The following is a 23131-nucleotide window of genomic DNA, read 5'->3' on the forward strand; positions in this document are numbered from 1 at the left end:
GTGCCGGGCTGCGCGCCGGGTTACTGCATACGGGACCCGGGTCCCGTCAGCGCTTCAGCGCGGCGAGGACGCTCCTGGCCTGGTGGCCGGCGCCGAGCCGGTTCGGGTGCAGCGGCACGGCGAGCCCCGGCGGGTCCGCGCTCAACGGCACGAAGCCCTCGACCCACTTGGTGCCCGGCCACTGGCACACGTCGTGCCCGACGCTGCCGCTGTACGTGTCGGCGAACCCGGCGCCCGCCTGCTTCGCGGCCCGCTTCAGCATCCCGTTGAGCTCCTTGAGCTTCGCGCCGAGCCACATCAGGTCGCCGTCCTGCGCCTGTACGTAGGGGTAGCAGCCGTGGTCGACGGGGACCCCGGCGAGGTAGTCGACGACGAGCACGGTCGCGCCGGGGGCGGCGGCCGCCTTCACGTCCTCGACGGCCCGCACGATCTTCTTCTCGGCGCCCGCGATCCGCTGCGACATCAGATCGGTCCCGTCGGGCTTCACCCAGCCCGACTTGCAGTCCCCGCCGAGCGGCGCGGGCAGCTTCAGGCCGGGGAGCAGTTCGAGGGACGGCAGCAGGTTGAAGCAGCCGCCGGCCGCGCCCGCGAGCCCGATGTCATTGCCGCCGAAGCCGAAGGTGACCAGGTCGGTGGTCTTGGTGATCCGGCTGATCTGCGGCTTGTTGACGCCGTCGAGCAGTCCGCGTACGTAGGTGACGTCCTGCTCGGCCCGTACGTTGTCGGAGGTCGCGGCGCCGCACGTGGCGTCCTTGAAGGTCTTCACCTTCAGCGCCGCGGCGACCTGGCGCGGATAGTTCCACGACGACTGGGCGCAGCCGCTGGGCGCCTGGTCGGACTGGATGCCGAGCGGGGTGACGTCGGCGCTCCACGAATCGCCGAGCGCGACGTACTCGTGGTAGCGGGGTCCGGGCTCCGCGGACGCGGCGACCGCCTGGGGTGCGAGCAGCAGCGGGAGGGCCGCGAGCGCCGCGGCGAGGAGTCGACGGGGGGATCTCACGGGGCGTAACCTCCGGGCACGATGCGTGACGGTTCACCGCATCCACTCACCCGGCGGGGCGCACGTGCACCGACTTCGCGCCGAATTCACCCGGCCGGACACCAAAAGGATCCGCGCGGCGGCTTCCGGGCACTCATCGACGTATGCGCTACGAAGTTCGAGAACGCCTCTTCGCCATGGGCGAGGACTACTGGATCGAGGACCAGAACGGCCGCAAGGCGTTCCTGGTCGACGGCAAGGCGATGCACCTGCGGGACACCTTCGAGCTGAAGGGCCCCGACGGACGCGTCCTCATCGACATCCACCAGAAGATGTTCGCGCTGCGCGACACGATGGTGATCGAGCGCGGGGACGAACAGCTCGCCAAGATCAAGCGCAAGCGGCTCTCGCTGCTGCGCAACCACTACCGCGTCGAGCTGGTCGACGGCACGGAACTCGACGTCAGCGGCAAGATCCTGGACCGCGAGTTCGCCGTCGAGTACGACGGTGAGCTGCTCGCCGAGATCTCCCGGCGCTGGCTGCGCGTGCGCGACACGTACGCCGTGAACGTGATCCGCGAGGACGCCGATCCGGCGCTGCTCATCGCGGTCGCGGTGTGCGTGATCCACCTCGCGGAGAAGGAGCGCGGAGACGTGGATTAGAAGCGGCCGGGGGCGGCGACTGACCCGGTTGGCCATTCAGCGGGTGCGGGGCACGGATCGTGATGGTCCGCTACGGACAGTGGCCGGGATGGGCCTGGCCGACACGCAGCGTTAGGAACACACGGCCATGACCCGCAAGACCCGCACCGCTCTCACCCTCGCCCTCGCCACCGCCACGGCGCTCTCCGTCGCCGGGACCTCGCTGGCCGACGACGGCGTCCCCGTCACCCGCCAGGTCGACAACTGGGGCACGGTCCTCGAGACCCCGTCGCCCGTCCAGTCCAACGCCTGGGTGGTCCGGGTCAAGGGCGTCGGCGGCATCCTCGACACCGCCCTGTTCGAGTCGCACTACCCGGCCTCGGCCAAGGCGCCCAAGCAGCAGAACGGCGGCAACAAGATCGTCGACCTCGCCCCGGGCGGCTTCGGCATCGGCCGGGTCTCGGCCCTGTTCTCGCGGGCCCTCGGCAACGAGGTGCCGTCCTCGCGCGCGGGCGGCGCCAACGTGCCCGCACCCGGCACGGCCTACGCGGACGCGGGCGGCGGCGCCGTCGACGTCGGCCTCCCGTACATCTCGAACCCGAAGGGCGGCACGCAGCTGTCCCCGTTCGGCGTGCACGTCGACGGCATCATGGTCTCGGCGCTCTCGCAGCCGAAGAAGCCGGTCGCGTTCACCGGCGGTGCCGCCAGCGGCTACATCTCCGTCCTCGGCCAGAAGGTCGTCAGCATCCCGGACGTGTGGGCCTCGAACCTCGGCGCGCGCATCCCGAAGGACTACTCGCAGGACCCGGTCGCCCTGGCCACCACCAACGAGCAGGTGACCACGGACGAGAACGGGATGCCGACGCTCGGCAAGGACGGCCACTACAAGATGGACCCGAAGGCGACCAGCGGTTACGTCACCGGCATCCACGCCTCCGTGCTCGGCACGCAGGTCGCCGACGTCACCGTCGCGCACGCCGCCGTCATCCGTGACGCCGCGAAGACGGACGGCCTGGCCAAGCCGATCGAGCTCCCCAAGCCCGAGCTCCCCAAGCCGATGCCGCTGCCGGTCCTGAAGCCCCCGGTCCTGCCGCAGGGCTGAGTCCGGCCGGTTCCTGCTGGGTCAGGCCCTACCCGCGCGGTGGGGCCAGACCCAGCAGCCGGTCCTTCAGCGCCGGGAACTGCTCCCGCGTGGCCAGGACCTTCGCCGGGTCGAACTCCACCCGCAGCACTTCCTCCCCGGGCCCCGCCTCGGCAAGCACCTCGCCCCACGGGTCGACCACGATGCTGTGCCCCGCCTGCTCGACTCCCGCATGGGTCCCGGCACTTCCGCAGGCCAGCACGTACGCCTGGTTCTCCACGGCCCGCGCCTGCGCCAGCAGCGTCCAGTGCGCACGCCGCCGCTCGGGCCAGCCGGCCGACACGACCAGGGTCTGCGCCCCGCGGTCGACGAGACCCCGGTACAGCTCGGGGAAGCGCAGGTCGTAGCAGGTGCTGATGCCCAGCGTCGTCTCCGGCAGCCGGACCGTCACCAGCTCCTCGCCCGCGCTCATCAGCACGGCCTCGCCCTTGTCGAACCCGAAGCGGTGGATCTTGCGGTAGGCCGCGGCGAGTTCGCCGTCGGGGGAGAAGACGAGGGACGTGTTGTAGAGGGGGCCCTCCGGGTCGCGCTCGGGGATCGAGCCCGCGTGCAGCCACACGCCCGCGTCCCGCGCGGCCTTGGCCATCGCCTCGTACGTCGGCCCCTCCAGCGGCTCGGCCTCCTCGGCGAACAGCTCGTAGGCGAACGCCCCGGTCGTCCACAGCTCGGGGAGCACGACGAGATCCGCGGATCCGGCCTGTTCTCGCACCAGCGAACTGACGCGCTCCCGGCGCTCGTTGACCGATTCAGCCGCCGCATCTGCCGTTTTGTCGTCGTTTACTGCGATCTGGATGAGGGAGGCGCGCACACTACCACCGTCCTGGCATTCGAGCCGTCGGCTGACGTCAACAACAGGCCTACGATCGTCACACGAAAGCACTGCCGGGGTGCCCTCGGGCAGCGTAACTTCTTAACAACCCAATCCCACTGGTGCCCGCTTTCCTTACCCGTTCACCGCTCGTCGAGGGGTCCCGTTCCGTGAGTCTCCACCCCAGCCTTCAGTCCTACGCCGATGCCTGGACCCACTCCGTGGAAGCGATATCCGAGCTGGTCACACCGCTTGTCGAGGGTGAGTGGAACCGCGCGACACCCTGCCCCGGCTGGTCGGTCCGCGACATCGTGTCGCACGTCATCGGCGGGGACTGCGAGATGCTCGGCGACCCCCGCCCGATCCACACGCTGCCCCGCGACCTCTACCACGTGAAGACCGAGGCGCAGCGCTACACCGAGATGCAGGTCGACGTCCGCCGCCACCACACGGCGCCCGAAATGGTCTCCGAGCTGGAGTACACGATCATCCGCCGCTCGCGTCAGCTGCGGAACGAGACGCGCGAGCCCGACACCGCCGTGCGCGGCCCGCGCGGTGTCGAGGAGACCCTCGAATTCGCCATGCGCAGGCGGGCGTTCGACATCTGGGTGCACGAGCAGGACCTGCGCCGCGCCCTCAACAAGCCGGGCAACCTCGCGTCCCCGGGCGCGTACGTCACCCGCGACATGCTCCTCGCGGCCCTGCCGAAGACCGTCGCGAAGGACGCGGGCGCCCCGGCGAACTCGGCGGTCGTCATCGACGTGCACGGCCCCGTCGAGTTCCTGCGCACGGTCCGCGTCGACGCCGACGGCAGGGGCACGATCGACGGCGCCCCCTCGCTCGGCCCCGCGGTCACGCTGGCCATGGACTGGGAGACCTACGTACGCCTGTCGTGCGGCCGGGTGCAGCCCGCCGAGGTGGCCGACCGGATCAAGGCCGAGGGCGACCAGGACCTCGCCGAAGCGATCCTCAGGAACCTCACCGTCACGCCGTAGCCCGGGCGTTGCCGGGGGCGGGCGCTCAGCCCGGCCCCCGCCCCGCCCCGGCCCCGCCCGGCTCAAGCCGGAACGTGCACCGAAGCAACCCGGGAAGCGACGAGCCGCTCCCGCTCCGCACGGGCCGCCCGCCCCCGAAGGCGCAGGATCTGGCTCACCCCGAGCGCCTGCAGCACGAACACCGCGGAGAACGCGACCCGGTAGCTGTCGCCGGTGGCGTCCAGCAGGACGCCCACCGCGAGCAGCGTCGTCATCGAGGCGACGAACCCGCCCATGTTCACGATGCCCGAGCCCGTCCCCTGCCGCTCCGGCGGGTTCGCCGGACGCGCGAAGTCGAAGCCGATCATCGACGCGGGACCGCAGGCCCCGAGCACCACGCACATCAGCACGAGCAGCCACATCGGCGAGCGCCCCGGCCAGACGATGGGCGCCGCCCACAGCAGGGCCGTCATGCCGACCGTGCCGAGCGCCAGCGGCAGCCGCGCCGTGTGGTGCCGGGCCACGATCTGCCCGTAGACCAGGCCGACGACCATGTTGGCGAGCACGACGAGGGTGAGCAGTTCGCCCGCGGTGCCGCGCGACAGGCCCTGCGCCTCGACGAGGAACGGCAGGCCCCACAGGAGCAGGAAGACCATCGCGGGGAACTGCGTCGTGAAGTGCACCCACAGGCCGAGCCGGGTCCCCGGCTCCTGCCAGGAGGCGGCTATCTGGGCGCGGATGTAGGCGGCGCCCTTGTGCGAGGACGGCATCGGCGGCGGCTCGAAGCCCTCCGGGTGGTCCTTGAGGAACAGCAGCATCAGGACCAGGACGAGCACGCCGAGCAGCGCGCTGCCCGCGAACGCCGCTTCCCAGCCGACGCCGTGCAGTAGCCGGGCGAGGACGAGCGTGGAGATGAGGTTGCCCGCCATGCCGACGAGCCCTGCGAGCTGGGCGACGAGCGGGCCGCGCCGCGCCGGGAACCAGCGCGTGCCGAGCCGCAGCACGCTGATGAACGTCATCGCGTCACCGCAGCCGAGCAGCGCGCGCGAGGCCAGCGCCATCCCGTACGAGGAGGAGAACGCGAAGCCCAGCTGTCCGATGGTGAACAGGACCACGCCGAGCGTGAGCACCTTCTTCGTGCCGAGCCGGTCGACCATCAGGCCGACGGGTATCTGCATGCCCGCGTACACGAGCAGCTGGAGGATCGAGAACGTCGACAGGGCGGATGCGTTGATGTGGAAGCGCTCGACCGCGTCGAGGCCGGCCACCCCCAGCGACGTACGGAAGATGACGGCGACGAAGTAGACCGCGACGCCTATGGACCAGACCGTGACGGCCCGCCGGCCGCCGGGCGGATCACCGGGCAGCCGCACCGAGGTGGAGCTCATCGCACGTCACCCCGCGCCAGGTTCTGGAACCAGCCCACGTGCCGCTTCACGACGGCGACCGCCGCCTCCACGTCGCCCGAGCGCAGCGCGTCGAGGATCTCCGCGTGCTCGGCGAGGGTCTTCGCGATGCGGTCCGGGTGGGAGTGCATCACGGCGACGCCCATCCTCAACTGCCGGTCGCGCAGCTGGTCGTAGAGGCGGGACAGGATCTCGTTGCCCCCGCTGCGCACGATCTCCGCGTGGAAGCAGCGGTCGGTGGCCGCGGCGTCGAGGAACTCCCCCGCCTCGGCCTGCGCGTGCTGGCGCGCGAGCAGCTCCGCCAGGCGTGCGACGAGCTCGGGCCGCACGGGCACCGCCTTGCGCACCGCGTGCTCCTCGACGAGCAGCCGGGTCTCCACGACGTCCGCGATCTCCTGCGCGGAGACGGGCAGGACGAGGGCGCCCTTCTTCGGGTAGAGCCGCAGCAGCCCCTCGACCTCGAGCTTGAGCAGCGCCTCGCGCACCGGGGTGCGGGAGACCCCGACGGCCTCGGCGAGCTCGCCCTCGGTGAGCAACGTCCCGCCCTCGTAGCGGCGTTCGAGGACGCCGCGCTTGACGTGCGCGTAGACGCGTTCGGCAGCGGGCGGGCGCTTTTCGGTGGGGCGTTTTTCGGTGACGGTCGCGGGCATGCGCACATCATAGATACAACACGTACGCAAGCCGATCGCCGTCCGCGATTCGGACGGCCACTCCTGTGCAACCTCCCACAGGTTTCAGCTGTCTCATTACGTGCGCGGCCCGCCTCAAGTGGCCGCACTTCAGGTGCATTTGGAGCGTTTCACTTGAAAACTCGCATATCGGGCATCGCTGTTCTCGCCACGGGAGCCGTGCTCGCCGGCGGAGTGTTCGCCACCTCCGCGCAGGCCGCCGCACCGGCCGTGCCCTCGATCGCCGCCAAGGGCGGCTTCGTGATGAACAACGGGACGGGCAAGAGCCTGTACACCAAGGCCGCGGACACCAAGCGGTCCACCGGCTCCACCACCAAGATCATGACGGCCAAGGTGGTGCTGGCCACGAAGAACCTGAACCTGGACTCCAAGGTCACGGTCCAGAAGGCGTACAGCGACTACATCGTCAGGAACAACGCCTCGTCGGCCCGTCTGATCGTCGGCGACAAGGTCACCGTCCGCCAGCTCCTGTACGGCCTGATGCTCCCCTCCGGGTGCGATGCCGCGTACGCGCTGGCCGACAAGTTCGGCACGGGCTCCACGCGCGCCGCCCGCGTGAAGTCCTTCATCGGCAAGATGAACAAGTCCGCCAAGGACCTGGGCCTGAAGAACACCCACTTCGACTCCTTCGACGGCATCGGCAACGGCTCGAACTACTCGACGCCGCGCGACCTCACGAAGATCGCGTCGTCCGCGATGAAGAACTCCACGTTCCGCGCGGTCGTGAAGACGAAGTCGACGAAGCAGAAGGTCACGACGAAGTCCGGCGGCTACCGCTACATGTCGTGGTCGAACACGAACACCCTGCTCGGTACGTACTCCGGCGCCATCGGCGTGAAGACCGGCTCGGGCCCCGAGGCCGGCTACTGCCTGGTGTTCGCGGCGACGCGCAACGGCAAGACGGTGATCGGCACGGTGCTGAAGTCGACGTCGATCAACGCGCGGGCGTCGGACGCGAAGAAGCTCATGGATTACGCGTTCAAGAAGTAGGCCTGTGCAGCAGTAAGGGCGCCCCCTGCGACAGGGGGCGCCCTTTTGGCTCAAGCCGTTTCGGCTAGCTCCAGGTGATCAGGCGCTTCGGCCGCTCGAGTACCGCCGCCACGTCCGCCAGCACCTTGGACCCCAACTCCCCGTCCACCAAACGGTGGTCGAAGGAGAGGGCCAGGGTCGTCACCTGGCGCGGCTTCACCTTGCCCTTGTGGACCCAGGGCTGGAGCTTGATGGCCCCGAAGGCGAGGATCGCCGACTCTCCCGGGTTCAGGATGGGCGTACCGGTGTCGACGCCGAAGACGCCGACGTTCGTGATGGTGACCGTGCCGCCCTGCATCGCTGCCGGGGACGTCTTGCCCTCACGGGCGGTCGTCACCAACTCGCCCAGCGCGGCCGCCAGTTCGGGCAGCGTCTTGGCGTGGGCGTCCTTGATGTTCGGCACGATCAGCCCGCGCGGGGTGGCCGCGGCGATGCCCAGGTTCACGTAGTGCTTCTGGACGATCTCGGCTTTTCCGTCGTGTCCCTCGTCCCAGGCGGCGCTCACCTCGGGGTTCCGCTTGATGGCGACGAGCAGCGCCTTGGAGACGAGCAGCAGCGGATTGACCCGCAGACCTGCCATGTCCTTGTCGGCCTTGAGCTCCTCGACGAGCTTCATCGTCCGCGTCACGTCGACCGTCACGAACTCCGTGACGTGCGGCGCGCTGAACTTGGAGCTCACCATCGCCTGCGCCGTCGCCCTGCGCACGCCCTTGACGGGGATACGGGTCTCGCGCACCGCGTCGTACGAGGTCACCGCGGGGGCCGCGACGGGTGCCGCGGGCGCCGGGGCCTGCGCCGGGACCTCGGGGGCTGCCGGTGCGGACGCGGCCACCGCCGCGTGCACGTCCTCGCGCGTGATGATCCCGTCCGCGTTCGACGGGGTCACCGCCGCGAGGTCGACGCCGAGGTCCTTGGCGAGCTTGCGCACCGGGGGCTTGGCGAGCGGCCGCTGCTCGGCGAGCGCCGACGCCGCGGAGCCATTGGCGACGACGGTGTCAGCGGTGTTGAAGGACTCGGCGCCCTTGCGGGCCCGCCGCTTGGTCGACGACTCGGCGACGCCGTACCCGACGAGCACGGGCGTGCGGCCCTGCGGCTCAGCGGGCTCAGCGGGCTCAGTCTCCGGCTCCACCACGGGCTCCGGCTCGGCGGCCGGGGCCTCGGCGGCGGCGTCCCCGGCCGTGCTGACCGAGATGATCACCTGGCCGACGTCGACCGTCGTGCCCTCGGGGAACCGCAGCTCCTGGACGACGCCGTCGAACGGGATCGGCAGCTCGACGGCCGCCTTCGCCGTCTCCACCTCGCACACGACCTGCCCGTCGGTGACGGAGTCACCGGGCTGCACGTACCACTTGAGGATCTCGGCCTCGGTGAGGCCCTCGCCCACGTCGGGCATCTTGAATTCGCGCACCATGATGTCCGGCCTCCTCAGTACGCCAGCGAGCGGTCGACAGCGTCGAGCACCCGGTCGAGGCCCGGCAGGTACTCCTCCTCCAGGCGCGCCGGCGGATACGGCGCGTGGTACCCGCCGACCCGCAGCACGGGCGCCTCCAGGTGGTAGAAGCACCGCTCGGTGATCCGGGCCGCGAGCTCCGCACCGGAGCCGAGGAAGACCGGCGCCTCGTGCACGATGACGAGCCTGCGCGTCTTCTCCACCGACTTCTGTACGGCGTCGAAGTCCATCGGCGAGATCGACCGCAGGTCGAGGACCTCGAGGGACTTGCCCTCCTCGGCGGCGGCGGCCGCCGCCTCCAGACAGACCTTCACCATCGGCCCGTACGCGACGAGCGTCAGGTCGCTGCCCTCGCGCGCCACGACGGCCTTGTGCAGATCGCGGGGGACGGCCTCGGTGTCGACCTCGCCCTTGTCCCAGTAGCGCCGCTTCGGCTCGAAGAAGATCACCGGGTCGTCGCTCTGGATGGCCTGCTGGAGCATCCAGTAGGCGTCCGACGAGTTCGACGGAGAGACCACCTTCAGGCCCGGCACGTGCGCGAACAGCGCCTCGGGCGACTCGCTGTGGTGCTCGACCGCGCCGATGCCGCCGCCGTACGGGATGCGGATGACGACGGGCGTCTTGACCTTGCCGAGCGCGCGGGCGTGCATCTTCGCGAGCTGCGTGACGATCTGGTCGTACGCGGGGAAGACGAAGCCGTCGAACTGGATCTCCACGACCGGGCGGTAGCCGCGCAGCGCGAGGCCGATCGCGGTGCCGACGATGCCGGACTCCGCGAGCGGGGTGTCGATGACCCGGTCCTCGCCGAAGTCCTTCTGCAGTCCGTCGGTGACGCGGAAGACGCCGCCGAGCTTGCCGACGTCCTCACCCATGACGAGGACCTTGGGGTCGGTCTCCAGCGCGGTGCGCAGCGACTCGTTGATCGCCTTGGCGATCGGAAGTTTCTGTACAGCCATGGTGCTCAGGCCTCCCCGTCCGCGAACGACGCCTGGTAGGCGGCGAACTGTGCGCGCTCCTCGTCGACGAGCGCGTGCCCGTCCGCGTACACGTTGTCGAAGATCGCCAGGTGGCCCGGGTCGGGCATGGACCGCACGGCGTCGCGCACTCGCTTGCCCAACGTCTCGCTCTCGGCGTCGAGTTCCGCGAAGAATCCCTCATCCGTGTCGGTTTGGGACTCCAGGTACGTGCGCAGGCGCAGGATCGGGTCCTTCGCCTCCCACGACTGGCGCTCCTCGTCGGCCCGGTACTTCGTCGGGTCGTCGGAGGTGGTGTGCGCACCCATGCGGTACGTGAACGCCTCGACCAGGGTCGGACCCTCGCCGTTGCGCGCCCGCTCGAGCGCCCAGCGGGTCACGGCGAGGGTGGCCAGCACGTCGTTGCCGTCCACGCGCACGCCGGGGAAGCCGAAGCCCTGCGCGCGCTGGTACAGCGGTACGCGCATCTGGCGCTCGGTCGGCTCGGAGATCGCCCACTGGTTGTTCTGGCAGAAGAAGACCACCGGGGCGTTGTAGACCGCCCCGAAGTTGAAGGCCTCCAGGACGTCGCCCTGGCTGGAGGCGCCGTCACCGAAGTACGCGATCACGGCCGAGTCCGCACCGTCCTTGGCGACGCCCATCGCGTAGCCGGTGGCGTGCAGCGTCTGCGAGCCGATGACGATCGTGTACAGGTGGAAGTTGTTGCTGTTGGGGTCCCAGCCTCCGTGGTTCACACCGCGGAACATGCCGAGCAGATTCGTCGGGTCGACCCCGCGGCACCAGGCGACGCCGTGCTCGCGGTAGGTCGGGAAGACGTAGTCGTCCTCGCGAGTGGCCCGGCCGGAGCCGACCTGGGCGGCCTCCTGGCCGAGCAGCGAGGGCCACAGGCCCAGCTCGCCCTGGCGCTGCAGCGTGACGGCCTCGGCGTCGAAGCGACGGGCCATCACCATGTCGCGGTACAGACCGCGCAGGTCGTCGTCGGTGATGTCACTGACGTACTTGTCGTACGTGGGGTCCTTGACCCGCTTGCCCTCGGGCGTCAGCAGCTGGACCAGCTCGGTCTTCGGTCCGGTCTTCGCAGACTTCTTCGCGGCGGCCCGCTTGCGCGGGGGCCGTGCCTTCTGGGCAGCCGCAGTGCTCTCGGCACTGTCTACGGTCACGTGTGCTCCTCCGTCGGTCCGGCCCCCGGGATTGCCGGATGGCCAGTCGGCTCGGCTCGCCTGGTCCGTCCCTGCACGGGGTGGGTGCACGGTCCGGACGCGGCGTGACATGTGCTCCGGCAAGCACCCCTTCACCCAGCACGTTACCCAGTGGGTCACACATCTGCGAAACCCCATCTGACCTGCGATTTTGCTTGGATTTCCAAGTAAGTCGATGCTTGGATTTCCAAGTACTCGCAAGAGAGGTGAAGCACCGCAGGTCACAGCTGTGCGACTGATCCCTGGTCTCAGCCTGGCAGGGGGCCGGAACACCGGCACGTTATCCCGGTCACCCGTCGGTCATCTAGGGCGTGGCAAGAGTTCGTGTGTGAGACTGAATCCGTGCGCGAAGACGGAAAAATTACGGTATTTCTCCTCGACGACCACGAAGTGGTGCGCCGCGGAGTCCATGAGCTGCTCGCGATGGAGGACGACATCGAGGTCGTCGGCGAGGCCGGCACGGCCGCCGACGCCCTGGTCCGCATCCCCGCGACCAGGCCCGACGTCGCCGTCCTCGACGTGCGCCTGCCGGACGGCAGCGGGGTCGAGGTGTGCCGCGAGATCCGCTCCCAGGACGAATCGATCAAGTGCCTGATGCTCACGTCGTTCGCGGACGACGAGGCCCTCTTCGACGCGATCATGGCCGGTGCCTCCGGTTACGTACTGAAGGCGATCCGCGGCAATGAGCTGCTGACCGCCGTGCGGGACGTGGCGGCGGGCAAGTCGCTGCTCGACCCGGTGGCCACCGCGCGCGTGCTCGAGCGGCTGCGCGACGGCGGGCGCACCAAGGACGACGACCGGCTCGCGGGCCTGACCGACCAGGAGCGCAAGATCCTCGACCTGATCGGCGAGGGCCTGACCAACCGCGCGATCGGCGAGCGCCTGCATCTCGCCGAGAAGACGATCAAGAACTATGTGTCGAGCCTGCTGTCCAAGCTGGGGATGGAGCGCCGCTCCCAGGCCGCCGCGTTCGTGGCGCGCATGGACGCCGAGCGGCACCACTGACGCCCTCGTACGCCCCTCGCTGATCCGGGACCTATGGCCTCCACGCTGGGGGCGGGGTCCCCTTTTCCGGCGCACTGTCGGCATCGCACAGTGGTGACATGGCCTCCCCGATGCAGCCGCAGGACCTAGAGCGCGGCTTCGAACTGCTCGCCCGTGTGCCCTACGGCCGAGTGGCGACCAGCATGCGCGCCCTGCCCTTCCTCGCCTCCGCCCGCCACATCGTGGCCGACGGCCGGCTGCTGCTGCGCATGCACCGCGGATACGGCTATCACCTGGCCTGCGTGGGCAGCGTCGTCGCGTACGGGGCCGACAACCTCGGCGAGGCCTCGCCGTCGTCCTCGGCCTCGGCCTCGGAGGGCCAGTGGTCGGTGCAGTGCGTCGGCACGTGCGAGCAGATCGAGCCGACCACCGCCGAACTCGAACTCTTCGGACCCACCCCGCACTACGCGGACGGCGAGCTCTTCGACCCGGTCTATCTGCGCGTGGACCCGCAGTTCGTGACGGTGCACGAACTGCGGGGCGGTTCCGCTCCGCGCAGGCCCGCGGGCCTGGAGGCCCGGCGGGGCTAGGGGCCTGAGGCCCAGGGCCAGGGGCTAGTTGCCGCCGCCGTTGGCGCCGCCGTCGGTGGCGGGGTCTCCGGTGTTCCCGCCGTTCCCCGGGTCTCCCGTGTCGGTCGGCTGGTCCGTGGGCTCGTCCGTCGGCTCGTCCGTCGGCTCACCGGTGTCCGTCGGCTCGCCCGTGTCCGTCGGCTCGCCCGTCGGCTGGCCCGTCTCCGACTGCGTCGGCGTCGGGTTGTCCGTGCTGGGCTGCTGCGTCGGCGAGTAGGAGCCCTGGCCGCCCGTGGTGCTGCCGCCCTCGTCCTGGGTCTGGCCCTGCGTCGTCTCCTCGTCCGTCGGCTCCGACGGCTCCTCCGACTGCTCGGACTGCGAGACGGACGGGGACTGCTTGGTCCCCGGGTTCTTGTCCTTGTTGTCGTTGCCGCTGAGCGCCCAGGCGACGCCCACCGCGATCGCGATCACCGCGAGCACGGCCACGATCCACAGCTTGCCGCGGCCACCGCCGCCACCGCCGCCGTGCCCGGTGCCGTCGAACCCGCCGTCGTCGCCGCCCGGCGGACGCAGCATCGGCTGCGCGGCCGTGCCGCCGTCACCGGGGTGCGGCAGCGCGGTGGTGCCGGCCATGCCCATCCCCATGGCGGGGGTGTTGCCGCCCTCGTGCATGGCGACAGGCCCGGTGTTCCAGGTGCCGGTGTGGCCGCCCTGCTCGTACAGCATCTGCAGGCCGTACTGGACCAGCCCGCGCATCTCCTCGGCCGTCTGGAACCGGTCGTCCGGGTCCTTGGCGAGCGAGCGCATGACGAGCCCGTCGAGCTCCGGCGGCGTCGCGTCCGAGACCTCGGACGGCGGCACCGGCATGTCCTGGACGTGCTGGTAGACGACGGAGAGCGGCGTCTCACCGGTGAACGGGGGCCGCAGCGCGAGGAGTTCGTAGAGCAGGCAGCCGGTCGCGTACAGGTCGGAGCGGTGGTCGACGGCCTTGCCGAGCGCCTGCTCGGGCGAGAGGTACTGGGGCGTGCCCATGACCATGCCGGTCTGCGTCATCGTCGACTGCGCGCCGTGCAGGGCACGGGCGATGCCGAAGTCCATGACCTTGACCGCGCCCGTGTTCGTGATGATCACGTTCGCGGGCTTGATGTCGCGGTGCACGATGCCGTGCTGGTGCGAGTACGCGAGCGCCTCGAGCACGCCGGAGACGATGATCAGGGCCTGCTCGGGGCCCGGCGCCTCGGCGTTGAGGAGGAGGTCGCGGATGGTGCGGCCCTCGACGATCTCCATGACGATGTACGGAACGGTCGAGCCGTTCACGTAGTCCTCGCCCGAGTCGTAGACCGCGACGACCGCGTGGTGGTTCAGGCCGGCCACCGACTGGGCCTCGCGCGTGAAGCGGGCCTTGGAGACCGGGTCCTCGGCGAGGTCGGAGCGGAGCAGCTTGACGGCGACGGTGCGCCCGAGCCGGACGTCCTCGGCCGCGAACACCTCGGCCATGCCGCCCCGGCCGAGTCTGCGGGTCAGCCGATAACGGCCGTCCCCGACCAGCCCGCCATTGCCCCACATCTCCGGCGCATCTGACATTCCGCCGCCAGTCGCCTCGGGGTCGGACGGGCCCTGAGCGCGCTGCTGCTGGTCCATCAGTCCTCGCCGTCGTTTCTGTCCATGCCTGCCTGGGCCTGCCTGGGTCTGCCTGGGTCTGCCTGGGCCTGTCTGGGCCGCCGGAATCCTGCATTCCCGCGCTTCCCGAATCCGGAGTACGCGCGGTTGTGAATACGTCTCCGTCGGGCCACGCTACAGGCTTCGGCCGCGGCCCCGTTCCGAGATGGACCGGACATCAAACCCGTTGCCGTGCACGCCTTGCAAATCGTGCGCGCAATTTCTGTGCCGACCCCGTGACCCGTCCATGAGCGTTTCCCGTAACACTTGCGCGACTCTTCTTGCCCGTACGGTCACGGAACGGGCATCGAGCTTGACGTGTCCCGGCCCTCGGGCAGACTTGGCCGGTAATAGCTGAATCGATCACCGGCCGCGCCGACGTCGGGGCGCCTATGGGGGACGTAGAGACATGACCGGAGACAGTGCCGCCGGGCGGCACGTGGGACGCGCCGTGGCCAATGACCGGTACCAGCTGCGCGACCTGCTCGGCCAGGGCGGCATGGCCGAGGTGTACCTGGCGCACGACACCCGGCTCGACCGTCCGGTCGCCATCAAGACTTTGCACACGGAACTCGGCCGCGAGGATTCGTTCCGTCAGCGCTTCAAGCGCGAGGCCCAGTCGGTGGCCAAGCTCACGCACACCAACATCGTCTCGGTCTTCGACTCCGGCGAGGACCAGATCGACGGGTCCATCACCCCGTACATCGTCATGGAGTTCGTGGAGGGCCGCCCGCTCGGCTCCGTGCTCGACGACGACATACGGCAGTACGGCGCGATGCCCGTCGACAAGGCGCTGAAGATCACCGCCGATGTGCTCGCGGCCCTCGAGATCAGCCACGAGATGGGCCTGGTCCACCGCGACATCAAGCCCGGCAACGTGATGATGACCAAGCGCGGCGTCGTGAAGGTCATGGACTTCGGCATCGCCCGCGCCATGCAGTCGGGCGTCACGTCGATGACGCAGACCGGCATGGTCGTCGGTACGCCGCAGTACCTGTCGCCGGAGCAGGCGCTCGGCCGGGGCGTGGACGCGCGAAGCGACCTGTACTCCGTCGGCATCATGTTCTTCCAACTGATCACCGGGCGGGTCCCGTTCGAGGCGGACGCGCCGCTGGCCCTGGCGTACGCGCACGTCCAGGAGGAGCCGGTCGCGCCCTCCTCGATCAACCGCGCGCTGCCGCCCGCCGTCGACGCGCTCGTCGCCCGTGCGCTGAAGAAGAACCCGAACGAGCGTTTCCCGAGCGCCGAGTCGATGCGGGACGAGTGCCTGCGGGTGGCCCAGTCGCTGGCCGGCGGTCCTTCCGTCGCGCCGAGCATCGTGCCGGGTGCGCAGACGTCGAGCGGTGCGGGCGTGGGCTCCGCCGTCTTCCCGCCGGTCGACCAGAACGGGATGCCGACGCCGGGTCCGGTCCAGTCGCCGTACCAGCCGACGCCGACGCCGAACCCGTACGGGACGCCGACGCCGCAGCCGCAGGCCGCGTACGGCTATCCGCAGCAGAACATGCAGAGCGGTTACCAGACTCCGCCGCCCACCTCCCCGTACGCGTCGCAGGCGCAGCAGACGCCGCCGCCGTACAACCTGGCGCCGCAGGCGACGACGCAGCCGACCTCTCAGTACACGTCGTCCCAGCAGAAGCCGGACAAGAAGAACAAGGCCGTGATCATCGGCTCGATCGCCGTCGCGCTCGTCGCGATCGGCGGGCTGATCACGGCCCTGACGCTGAACGGGAACGACGACAAGGGCGGCGGTGGCGGCAGCACCGACAAGCCGACCTCGTCGGTGGTCGCCGGGCACAAGGGGCCCGACACCTCGAAGACGATCGCGACGGACGAGTGCACGGAGCCGTCGCAGGGTTCCGACGACGAGAACAAGATCATCGTCCCGGACTTCTACCTCAAGAACATCGACTCGGTGAAGGCCTGCTTCCGGGCCGCGGGCTGGATTCCCACGGAGAAGCCGGTCGACGAGAACACGTTCGGCGAGGGCTCCGTCATGAGCCAGAGCCCGGCCGCGGGCACCGAGATCGACCCGAACGACGTGAAGATCCAGCTGCAGGTCTCGACGGGCAATCCGTTGTAATCGGTTGTGACGTACGCGTGTGACGTGCGCGTGTGACGTACGCGCATGAAGGAAGGGCCCGGCATCACTGCCGGGCCCTTTCTGTGTCGCCTGCGCCTACGTGCCTACAGGTACGGGCCGCCCGAGCGGCCGCCCGCGCGCGGGTCCTCGTCCTCGTCGCCGCCGCCGACACCCGGCGGGAGCGCACGGCGCATCTGCTCCAACTGGGCGCGCGCCGCCATCTGCTGAGCGAACAGCGTCGTCTGGATCCCGTGGAAGAGTCCCTCCAGCCAGCCGACCAACTGGGCCTGCGCGATGCGCAGTTCGGCGTCCGAAGGGGTGGCGTCGTCGTTGAAGGGGAGCGAGAGCCGCTCCAGTTCCTCCACGAGCTCGGGCGCGAGCCCGTCCTCCAGCTCCTTCACCGAGCTGGCGTGGATCTCCTTGAGCCGCTGCCGGCTCGCCTCGTCCAGGGGGGCCGCACGCACTTCTTCCAGCAGCTGCTTGATCATGCTGCCGATCCGCATCACCTTGGCGGGCTGTTCCACCATCTCCGTCACCGGGACCTCGCGGGAATCGTCGTCTCCGCCGCCGCCCAGAGCCATTCCGTCCTGGCCCACGACCAGGATCTGCGGGTTCTCCGGCGACCGTTCGTTCCTCGGCATCTCCATGCCGCCATTCTCTCGCACCGAGCTGTCACTACTCGGTGGTGCCCCCGTTATGGGCTGATCCACCGCACCCGGTGAGCCCGATATCCGGCGTGCCCGTTTTATGGCGCTATGCAAGGCTTATCGCAAGCGTCGGGTGGAAGTCGGACGAGAGTCGGGCGGAAGGGGTGCGGCATGGGGCGGCAGGGGCAGCGGGTTCCAGCGCTGGCCGGACGCTCGCTCACGGTTCCGCTGCCGCGCCTGCCGCTGCCGCGCGTCCTGCGTCTGCTGGTCCTGCTCGCGCTCGTTCTGCTTCCGCTGGTCCTGTTCGCCCCGGCCTCCGTCTCGTACGCCGTGGAGCCCTCGCCGAGTGCCTCGCTCGCCGGCAGTCGCGCGGGGGTGGGCCGCACCCCGCCGGGGCGACCGCTGCCCACCCCGAGCCTCTCCGAACAGGCGTTGCCGCCGGTGCCGCCGCCCGTGGAACCGAGCGCGACGGCGGCCCCGCGACGGTCCGAGCGCCCCGCCGCCGCGCGCCAGAGCGTGATCGCGCGCGGGACGACGGGGCCCGGGTCGGTCATGAACATCCTGCCGCTGGGGGCGGGGCTGCTGCTGACCGGGGTCGGGATCGGGTTCCTGGCGCTGAGGCTGCGCCGCTGACGCCGTCGCCGGTGGGCCTTCGGGTTACGCGTTCTTGAGCAGCACCTTGCCGATGTGGCCCGACTCCTCGAGGACCCGGTGCCCCTGCGCGGCGTCGCTCATCGGCAGCGTCCGGTCCACGATCGGCCGCACGTGACCGCCGTCGATCAGCGGCCACACGTGCTCGCGCACCGCCGCGACGACCGCCGCCTTCTCCGCCAGCGGGCGGGCCCGCAGCGTGGTCGCGGTGATCGCGCCGCGCTTGCCGAGCAGCGTGGCGATGTTCAGCTCGCCCTGGATGCCGCCCTGCATGCCGATGATGGCGAGACGGCCGTTCGTGGCGAGGGCGTCCACGTTGCGGTTCAGGTACTTGGCGCCCATGTTGTCGAGGATGACGTCGGCGCCGCCGCCCGCCGTCTGCTCGCGGATCTCCTCGACGAAGTCCTGCTCGCGGTAGTTGATCAGGATGTCCGCGCCGAGCTCGGCGCAGAAGTCCAGCTTCTCCTTGGTGCCCGCGGTGACGGCGACCTTCGCGCCGACGGCCTTCGCGAGCTGGACCGCCATGGTGCCGATGCCGCTGGAGCCGCCGTGCACGAGGAACGTCTCACCCGGACGCAGATGGGCGATCATGAAGACGTTCGACCAGACGGTGCAGGTCACCTCGGGCAGTGCGGCGGCCGTGGCCAGGTCGATGCCCTTGGGCACCGGCAGCAACTGCCCGGCGGGCACCGCTACCTTCTCGGCGTATCCGCCGCCCACGAGCAGCGCGCACACCTCATCGCCCACGGACCAGCCGGAGACGCCGGGGCCGAGCGCGGCGATGCGGCCCGCGCACTCCAGGCCCGGGTAGGGGGAGCTGCCGGGCGGCGGGCTGTAGAAGCCCTGGCGTTGCAGCAGATCGGCACGGTTGACGGCGCTGGAGACCACCTCGACGAGGACCTCGCCCTCACCGGGCACGGGGTCGGGAACCTCCGCCCACACGAGCGCCTCGGGTCCACCGGGTTCCGGAATCGTGATCGCATACATGCCGGCGAGGCTACTCCCGTGGATCTGGCCGGGTTCGATGCGCCGCCGGTCTGATCGTGGGGCGGGGCCGGTCTGCTGAAATCTGGCCGGGTTCGGTGCGCCGTTGCTTTCGTCGTGGGGCGGGGCCGGGCTGCTGAAATCTGGCCGGGTTCGGTGCGCCGTCGCTCTCGTCGTGGGGCGGGGCCGTGTCGGGGTACCTCCTCGGCCGGGCTCCGGTCACCGTCACGTGTGCGCCTACGGCGCGGCATCCCGGGTACGGTCCCTGCGGTGTCCTGCGGGGGCACCCCGACACGTCCCCTCCCGCCGCCGAGCGTCTGCCCCCCGGTGGGACCGCACCACCGGTCCGGGCTGCGCCCGCCCCGCCTTCGGCTGCGGGGCGCCCCCGCCCCTGGGCATCCGGTCACCCCGCCCCGCCTTGGGCAGTCTGCCGCCTGGGGCGGCAGGGTGGGCAAGGCGGCCCCCCAGCGCCGGGTGCGCGATACAACAAGGGCCCAGCCCGACCCCGGTCGAAGACACAAGCGCCGGGCAACCGTTCAAACAGAGGCCCAGCCCGACCCCGGTCAGAAACACAAGCGCCGGGTCACCGTTCAAGCAGGGCCGCGCCCCAGCCCGCTCAATCCCGCGGCAACGGCTTCGCGTCCGGCGCCACCTGTGTGGTCGGCGAGGCTCGGACGATCGTGATCAGGCGGTCCGTCAACTGCAGCGCACCGAGCGCCTTGTCGTCGTATCCGAGCACGCGATGCCCTCGTACGACACTGACGACCAGATCCTCCGTCTCCTTCGGCTTCAGACCGACCTCGGCCTTTATCACCGGCCGCTCGACCAGATCCAGCCCACTGCCCTGCTGGATGAGGTCCTCCATGACCATGCCCGCGTGCGGGCTGAGCACCGACAGGCCGAGGAGGCGACCCGCCGCGCTCGCGCTGGTGATGACGGCATCGGCACCGGACTGACGCAGCAACGGCGCGTTCTCCTCCTCGCGCACGGCCGCGACGATCTTCGCCCCCCGGTTCAACTGCCGCGCGGTGAGCGTCACCAGGACCGCCGTGTCGTCGCGCTGCGTGGCGATGATGATCTTCCGGGCTCGCTGCACCTCGGCACGCAGCAGGACATCACTACGGGTCGCATCGCCCATGACCCCGGCGAATCCATGGGCGTTGGCCGCCTCGATGACCTTGGCGCTGGGGTCGACCACCACGACCTGATCCGGCTTCAGGCCAGTCGCACAGACGGTCTCCACCGCGCTGCGGCCCTTGGTGCCGAAGCCGATGACGACGGTGTGGTCACGCAAGTTGGACCTCCAGCGGTTCAGGCGCCATTCCTCCCGGGTCCGTTCGGTGAGGACTTCGAGCGTGGTGCCGACCAGGATGATCAGGAAGAGCACACGCAGCGGCGTGATGACGAAGATGTTGGTGAGCCGCGCGCCGTCACTGACCGGGACGATGTCCCCGTACCCGGTCGTGGAGAGGGTGACGGTCGCGTAGTAGAAGGCGTCGAGGAGGTCGACGTTGCCGTCGGAGTTGTCGTTGTATCCGTTGCGGTCGAACCACACGAGCAGCGCGGTGAGGACGAGCACGCTGAGGGCCATCAGAACCCGGCGGGCGACCTGGCGCAGCGGGCGCTCCACAATGCGCCGGGGAAGTTTCACCCGGTATGTCGCGGTTTTCTCGTCCGCCTGACGCGCCATGGCGTCATGGCCGGCCAGTTTCACGTGAAACACCCTTCGTTTCCCGGCGAGTTGAGACCCGGCCCGACGCCTGGCCCCGCGGACCACGGCAGGTCGAGGATCTCGACCTCCTGGCCTTCATTCGCCCCGCCGGGCGGCACGACCGCGAGCCCGTCCGCGGCGGCGATCCCGCGCAGCATCGCCGGGCCGTTGTAGTGCAGCGGCACCGCCCACTCGTGCCCGCTGCCACTGTCCTGACGCAGGACGACGGGCACGAGCCGGGTGTCGTGCGGGTGGCCCTGGACGGACGACTGGAGCGGAGCCCCGTACGGTTCCTCTTCCTGCGGACGGCCCGAGAGCGCCCGCAGCAGCGGCTCGGCGAGCGTGAGCAGGCCGGAGACGGCGGCCAACGGATTGCCGGGCAGGCCGACGAGGTGCCGCCCGTCGGCGATCCGGGCGAGCAGCATCGGGTGTCCGGGACGGACCTTGACGCCGTCCACCAACAGGTCGGCGTCCAGGGCGCGCAGCGTGGGATGGACATGGTCGACGGGGCCCGACGCGGTGCCGCCGGTCGTCACGACGAGGTCGGCCTTGGATCCGCGTACCGCCTTGAGCAGGGCCTTCGCATCGTCGCCGATGCGGCGCACGGCAGTCACCTCGACGCCGAGCGCACGCAGCCAGTGCGGCAGCATCGGGCCGAGCGCGTCACGGATCAGTCCGTCGCGCGGCAGCCCGGAGGTGAGCAACTCGTCGCCCAGGACCAGGACTTCGGCCTTCGGGCGGGGGACGACGACCAGTTCGTCGTAGCCCGCGGCGGCCGCAAGGCCGAGAACGGCGGGGGTGACCAGGCTGCCGGTGGGCAGCAGCAGGTCGCCGCTGCGGCACTCCTGACCGCGCGGCCGGATGTCCTGGCCGTGCGCGACGTCGCGCAGCGGATGCAACTGGCCCTTGTCGTCGAGGCGTCCGTGCTCGCTGCGGATCACCGCGGTGGTGTCCGGCGGGATCCGGGCGCCGGTGGCGACGGGCGCCGCCTCGCCGTCGGCCAGCCGTGCGGGCTCCTTGTGCCCGGCGAGGATCCCCTTCTCGCGTACGTCCCAGGGGCCGGGGCCCGCCACGACCCAGCCGTCCATCGCGGACGTGTCGAAGGAGGGCAGGTCGGTGAGGGCGGTGAGGGGCGCGGCGAGGATCAGGCCGAGCGCCCGGTCGAGGGGGAGACGGGCGGCGCCACGGGGCAGGGCGCCCGAATCCGAGAGGGTCGTCAACAGGTCGTCGACAAGCGGAAGTTGCTCGTCCGCGGGGGCCTGTCGGGCGGTCGCCCGGTGCTGGGCCGCGTGGCGGCCCGCCTGGTGGGCGGTGCGGCGGGCCGTCGGCCAGGAAGTCGCGTGGTGGTGCTCGTCGGCCGCGGCGGTCGTCCCGCCGGGGGCCGGGGACCGGAAGTCGCCCGGTGTCCGGCGGGGGCCGGGGGCAGCGGCGGCGGCACCGTCGGCGCGGGCCGATGTGGCTGCGGTGGTGGCCGTGCCGGTGGCCGCGGTGAATCCGCCCCGGTTGTCATTGGCCAGCGCGAGCGCCTCGTCGACGTCGCCGTCCAAGGGGTCGTCCAAGGGGTCGTCCATGGGAGCGGCCTGCGCCGCCCGCCCGTCCAGGCCGCTCACGGCGCGTCTCGTCCCGCGTCGCCGGACTGCGCCTGGGCCGCGTCCTCCTCGGCCCACCGGTTGGCCAGTGCCGCGGCCTTCGCCGCGGCCTCCCTGACCGCTTCGGGGCCGCCGCCCGCCCGCGCCGCCGCGTATCCGACGAGGAACGTCGTCAGCGGGGCCGCGGGGCGGGCGACACCGTGCGCGGCATCGCGGGCGAGATCGAGCAGGACGCCGGTGTCGACGTCCAGGTCGATGCCCAGTTCGTCCTTGGCTGCGGTGATCCATTCATCAAGCACTCGTCCATGCTCCCTGATACGTGACCGGGCTACGGCGATGTCGTCCCAGGTGTCGCAGTCGAACGACGCGACGGGGTCAGTGATCCGAGTGAGGGTCAGGCTGCGCACCAGCAGGCGCAGGGGCAGCCCGGTGAGCGCACCGTGCTCGGCGCGCAGGTCGTCGAGGACCCGGCGCAACGCGGCCGTCCGGTACGCGGCGACCAGCGGCTGGTCGCGTCCCTCACCGTCGGCGAGCAGCGCGCCCTCGGCCTCCGGCGAGGCGGCGAGCGCGTCGAGCAGCAGCCGGACCGTGCGCTCCCCCAGGAACGGCAGGTCGGCGGAGAGCACGACGACGCTCTCCGCCTCCTTCGCCCCCGCTTCCAGGGCCTGAACTCCCGCGTCCAGCGCGGCGAGCGGCCCACCGCCCGGCGGCTCCTCGCGCGCCCAGCCGACGGCGCGCACGGTGGGGCGGGGCTCGGCGACCACGACCGTGGCGCGGGCACCGGCACAGGCCGCGAGGACCCGGTCGAGCAGCGCGCGCCCGCCGACCCGCACTCCGGGCTTGTCCGCACCGCCGAGCCGCCGCGCGGCGCCGCCCGCGAGGACGAGCGCGTCGTACGCGGAGGCGGCGGACGCGGGCGCGCCGTGCGCCGGGGCGTCCGGAGCGGGCCCGGTGGCTGCGGTCATCC

21 protein-coding genes are annotated in these 23131 nt (G+C 70.9%); 8 read left to right on the forward strand and 13 right to left on the reverse strand.

Annotated features, from left to right (window positions below):
• Positions 1-46: 46 nt before the first annotated feature.
• Complete coding sequence (locus ACIBUY_RS14560) at positions 47-1000, reverse strand: SGNH/GDSL hydrolase family protein (protein WP_365560080.1); 954 nt, start codon at positions 998-1000, stop codon at positions 47-49.
• Between the two features lie 143 nt (positions 1001-1143).
• Between ACIBUY_RS14560 and ACIBUY_RS14565 the strand changes: the two genes are divergently transcribed.
• The gene (locus ACIBUY_RS14565) at positions 1144-1641 is read left to right on the forward strand and encodes an LURP-one-related family protein (protein ID WP_365560082.1); all 498 of its coding nucleotides are present in this window, start codon (positions 1144-1146) and stop codon (positions 1639-1641) included.
• Positions 1642-1768: 127 nt separating this feature from the next.
• The gene (locus ACIBUY_RS14570; protein ID WP_365560085.1) at positions 1769-2722 is read left to right on the forward strand and encodes a hypothetical protein; all 954 of its coding nucleotides are present in this window, start codon (positions 1769-1771) and stop codon (positions 2720-2722) included.
• A 28-nt stretch (positions 2723-2750) separates the two neighbouring features.
• On the opposite strand, the gene ACIBUY_RS14575 is transcribed toward ACIBUY_RS14570, so the two are convergent.
• Positions 2751-3569 (reverse strand): carbon-nitrogen family hydrolase, encoded by an 819-nt coding sequence (locus ACIBUY_RS14575; protein WP_365560087.1) that lies wholly within the window; start codon positions 3567-3569, stop codon positions 2751-2753.
• A gap of 170 nt (positions 3570-3739) precedes the next feature.
• On the opposite strand from ACIBUY_RS14575, the gene ACIBUY_RS14580 reads away from it, so the two are divergent.
• On the forward strand, positions 3740-4564 hold the full coding sequence (locus tag ACIBUY_RS14580; RefSeq protein WP_399152741.1) for a maleylpyruvate isomerase family mycothiol-dependent enzyme: 825 nt from the start codon (positions 3740-3742) through the stop codon (positions 4562-4564).
• 62 nt (positions 4565-4626) lie between these two features.
• On the opposite strand, the gene ACIBUY_RS14585 is transcribed toward ACIBUY_RS14580, so the two are convergent.
• On the reverse strand, positions 4627-5931 hold the full coding sequence (locus ACIBUY_RS14585) for a nitrate/nitrite transporter (RefSeq protein ID WP_399152742.1): 1305 nt from the start codon (positions 5929-5931) through the stop codon (positions 4627-4629).
• Positions 5928-6599, reverse strand: a complete 672-nt coding sequence (locus tag ACIBUY_RS14590) for a GntR family transcriptional regulator (RefSeq protein ID WP_365560146.1) — start codon at positions 6597-6599, stop codon at positions 5928-5930. Before ACIBUY_RS14590 ends, ACIBUY_RS14585 begins: the two co-directional genes overlap by 4 nt.
• A 153-nt stretch (positions 6600-6752) precedes the next feature.
• Here ACIBUY_RS14590 and ACIBUY_RS14595 point away from each other — a divergent pair, with 153 nt between their 5' ends.
• Positions 6753-7628, forward strand: a complete 876-nt coding sequence (locus tag ACIBUY_RS14595) for a D-alanyl-D-alanine carboxypeptidase (RefSeq protein WP_365560149.1) — start codon at positions 6753-6755, stop codon at positions 7626-7628.
• Between the two features lie 64 nt (positions 7629-7692).
• Here the strand turns inward: ACIBUY_RS14595 and ACIBUY_RS14600 are convergent, their stop codons facing one another.
• The 3 genes from ACIBUY_RS14600 to pdhA are packed head-to-tail and all read right to left on the reverse strand — an operon-like array spanning position 7693 to position 11362.
• Positions 7693-9078, reverse strand: a complete 1386-nt coding sequence (locus ACIBUY_RS14600; RefSeq protein WP_399152743.1) for a dihydrolipoamide acetyltransferase family protein — start codon at positions 9076-9078, stop codon at positions 7693-7695.
• 14 nt (positions 9079-9092) lie between these two features.
• The gene (locus tag ACIBUY_RS14605) at positions 9093-10073 is read right to left on the reverse strand and encodes an alpha-ketoacid dehydrogenase subunit beta (protein WP_365560155.1); all 981 of its coding nucleotides are present in this window, start codon (positions 10071-10073) and stop codon (positions 9093-9095) included.
• 5 nt (positions 10074-10078) lie between these two features.
• On the reverse strand, positions 10079-11362 hold the full coding sequence (gene pdhA, locus ACIBUY_RS14610) for a pyruvate dehydrogenase (acetyl-transferring) E1 component subunit alpha (protein WP_399152744.1): 1284 nt from the start codon (positions 11360-11362) through the stop codon (positions 10079-10081).
• A gap of 270 nt (positions 11363-11632) precedes the next feature.
• Between pdhA and ACIBUY_RS14615 the strand changes: the two genes are divergently transcribed.
• A complete protein-coding gene (locus tag ACIBUY_RS14615) occupies positions 11633-12295 on the forward strand; it encodes a response regulator transcription factor (RefSeq protein ID WP_365560160.1) in 663 nt (220 codons plus the stop codon).
• Between the two features lie 98 nt (positions 12296-12393).
• Positions 12394-12864: a pyridoxamine 5'-phosphate oxidase family protein gene (locus ACIBUY_RS14620; RefSeq protein ID WP_399152745.1), complete on the forward strand. Its 471-nt coding sequence runs from the start codon at positions 12394-12396 to the stop codon at positions 12862-12864.
• 24 nt (positions 12865-12888) lie between these two features.
• On the opposite strand, the gene ACIBUY_RS14625 is transcribed toward ACIBUY_RS14620, so the two are convergent.
• Positions 12889-14484 (reverse strand): protein kinase, encoded by a 1596-nt coding sequence (locus tag ACIBUY_RS14625; RefSeq protein ID WP_399152746.1) that lies wholly within the window; start codon positions 14482-14484, stop codon positions 12889-12891.
• Between the two features lie 427 nt (positions 14485-14911).
• Here ACIBUY_RS14625 and ACIBUY_RS14630 point away from each other — a divergent pair, with 427 nt between their 5' ends.
• Complete coding sequence (locus tag ACIBUY_RS14630; protein ID WP_399152747.1) at positions 14912-16582, forward strand: protein kinase; 1671 nt, start codon at positions 14912-14914, stop codon at positions 16580-16582.
• A gap of 104 nt (positions 16583-16686) precedes the next feature.
• On the opposite strand, the gene ACIBUY_RS14635 is transcribed toward ACIBUY_RS14630, so the two are convergent.
• On the reverse strand, positions 16687-17229 hold the full coding sequence (locus ACIBUY_RS14635) for a bacterial proteasome activator family protein (protein WP_365560171.1): 543 nt from the start codon (positions 17227-17229) through the stop codon (positions 16687-16689).
• Positions 17230-17400: 171 nt separating this feature from the next.
• Here ACIBUY_RS14635 and ACIBUY_RS14640 point away from each other — a divergent pair, with 171 nt between their 5' ends.
• Positions 17401-17862 (forward strand): hypothetical protein, encoded by a 462-nt coding sequence (locus ACIBUY_RS14640; RefSeq protein ID WP_399152748.1) that lies wholly within the window; start codon positions 17401-17403, stop codon positions 17860-17862.
• Between the two features lie 24 nt (positions 17863-17886).
• On the opposite strand, the gene ACIBUY_RS14645 is transcribed toward ACIBUY_RS14640, so the two are convergent.
• The 4 genes from ACIBUY_RS14645 to ACIBUY_RS14660 all read right to left on the reverse strand — a co-directional run bounded on the left by ACIBUY_RS14645 (position 17887) and on the right by ACIBUY_RS14660 (position 23129).
• Entirely contained in the window at positions 17887-18867 is a 981-nt protein-coding gene (locus ACIBUY_RS14645; RefSeq protein WP_399152749.1) for an NAD(P)H-quinone oxidoreductase, read from the reverse strand.
• 613 nt (positions 18868-19480) lie between these two features.
• Positions 19481-20578, reverse strand: coding sequence for an NAD-binding protein (locus tag ACIBUY_RS14650; protein WP_365560177.1), 1098 nt, complete (start codon positions 20576-20578; stop codon positions 19481-19483).
• On the reverse strand, positions 20575-22146 hold the full coding sequence (locus tag ACIBUY_RS14655) for a molybdopterin molybdotransferase MoeA (RefSeq protein WP_399152874.1): 1572 nt from the start codon (positions 22144-22146) through the stop codon (positions 20575-20577). The genes ACIBUY_RS14650 and ACIBUY_RS14655 overlap by 4 nt, the downstream gene beginning before the upstream one ends.
• Positions 22147-22181: 35 nt before the next feature.
• Positions 22182-23129 (reverse strand): DUF6457 domain-containing protein, encoded by a 948-nt coding sequence (locus ACIBUY_RS14660; protein WP_399152750.1) that lies wholly within the window; start codon positions 23127-23129, stop codon positions 22182-22184.
• Positions 23130-23131: the final 2 nt, after the last annotated feature.

The sequence above is a fragment of the Streptomyces sp. NPDC050085 genome (genome assembly GCF_044460595.1).
Taxonomy (GTDB): domain Bacteria; phylum Actinomycetota; class Actinomycetes; order Streptomycetales; family Streptomycetaceae; genus Streptomyces.

Coding starts and splice junctions, on each gene's coding strand:
- ACIBUY_RS14565 (WP_365560082.1), top strand. CDS start 1,144: ATGCGCTACGAAGTTCGAGAACGCCTCTTCGCCATGGGCGAGGACTAC.
- ACIBUY_RS14570 (WP_365560085.1), top strand. CDS start 1,769: ATGACCCGCAAGACCCGCACCGCTCTCACCCTCGCCCTCGCCACCGCC.
- ACIBUY_RS14585 (WP_399152742.1), bottom strand. CDS start 5,931: ATGAGCTCCACCTCGGTGCGGCTGCCCGGTGATCCGCCCGGCGGCCGG.
- ACIBUY_RS14590 (WP_365560146.1), bottom strand. CDS start 6,599: ATGCCCGCGACCGTCACCGAAAAACGCCCCACCGAAAAGCGCCCGCCC.
- ACIBUY_RS14600 (WP_399152743.1), bottom strand. CDS start 9,078: ATGGTGCGCGAATTCAAGATGCCCGACGTGGGCGAGGGCCTCACCGAG.
- ACIBUY_RS14605 (WP_365560155.1), bottom strand. CDS start 10,073: ATGGCTGTACAGAAACTTCCGATCGCCAAGGCGATCAACGAGTCGCTG.
- pdhA (WP_399152744.1), bottom strand. CDS start 11,362: ATGTCACGCCGCGTCCGGACCGTGCACCCACCCCGTGCAGGGACGGAC.
- ACIBUY_RS14620 (WP_399152745.1), top strand. CDS start 12,394: ATGGCCTCCCCGATGCAGCCGCAGGACCTAGAGCGCGGCTTCGAACTG.
- ACIBUY_RS14625 (WP_399152746.1), bottom strand. CDS start 14,484: ATGGACCAGCAGCAGCGCGCTCAGGGCCCGTCCGACCCCGAGGCGACT.
- ACIBUY_RS14630 (WP_399152747.1), top strand. CDS start 14,912: ATGACCGGAGACAGTGCCGCCGGGCGGCACGTGGGACGCGCCGTGGCC.
- ACIBUY_RS14635 (WP_365560171.1), bottom strand. CDS start 17,229: ATGGAGATGCCGAGGAACGAACGGTCGCCGGAGAACCCGCAGATCCTG.
- ACIBUY_RS14640 (WP_399152748.1), top strand. CDS start 17,401: ATGGGGCGGCAGGGGCAGCGGGTTCCAGCGCTGGCCGGACGCTCGCTC.
- ACIBUY_RS14645 (WP_399152749.1), bottom strand. CDS start 18,867: ATGTATGCGATCACGATTCCGGAACCCGGTGGACCCGAGGCGCTCGTG.
- ACIBUY_RS14655 (WP_399152874.1), bottom strand. CDS start 22,146: ATGGACGACCCCTTGGACGACCCCTTGGACGGCGACGTCGACGAGGCG.
- ACIBUY_RS14660 (WP_399152750.1), bottom strand. CDS start 23,129: ATGACCGCAGCCACCGGGCCCGCTCCGGACGCCCCGGCGCACGGCGCG.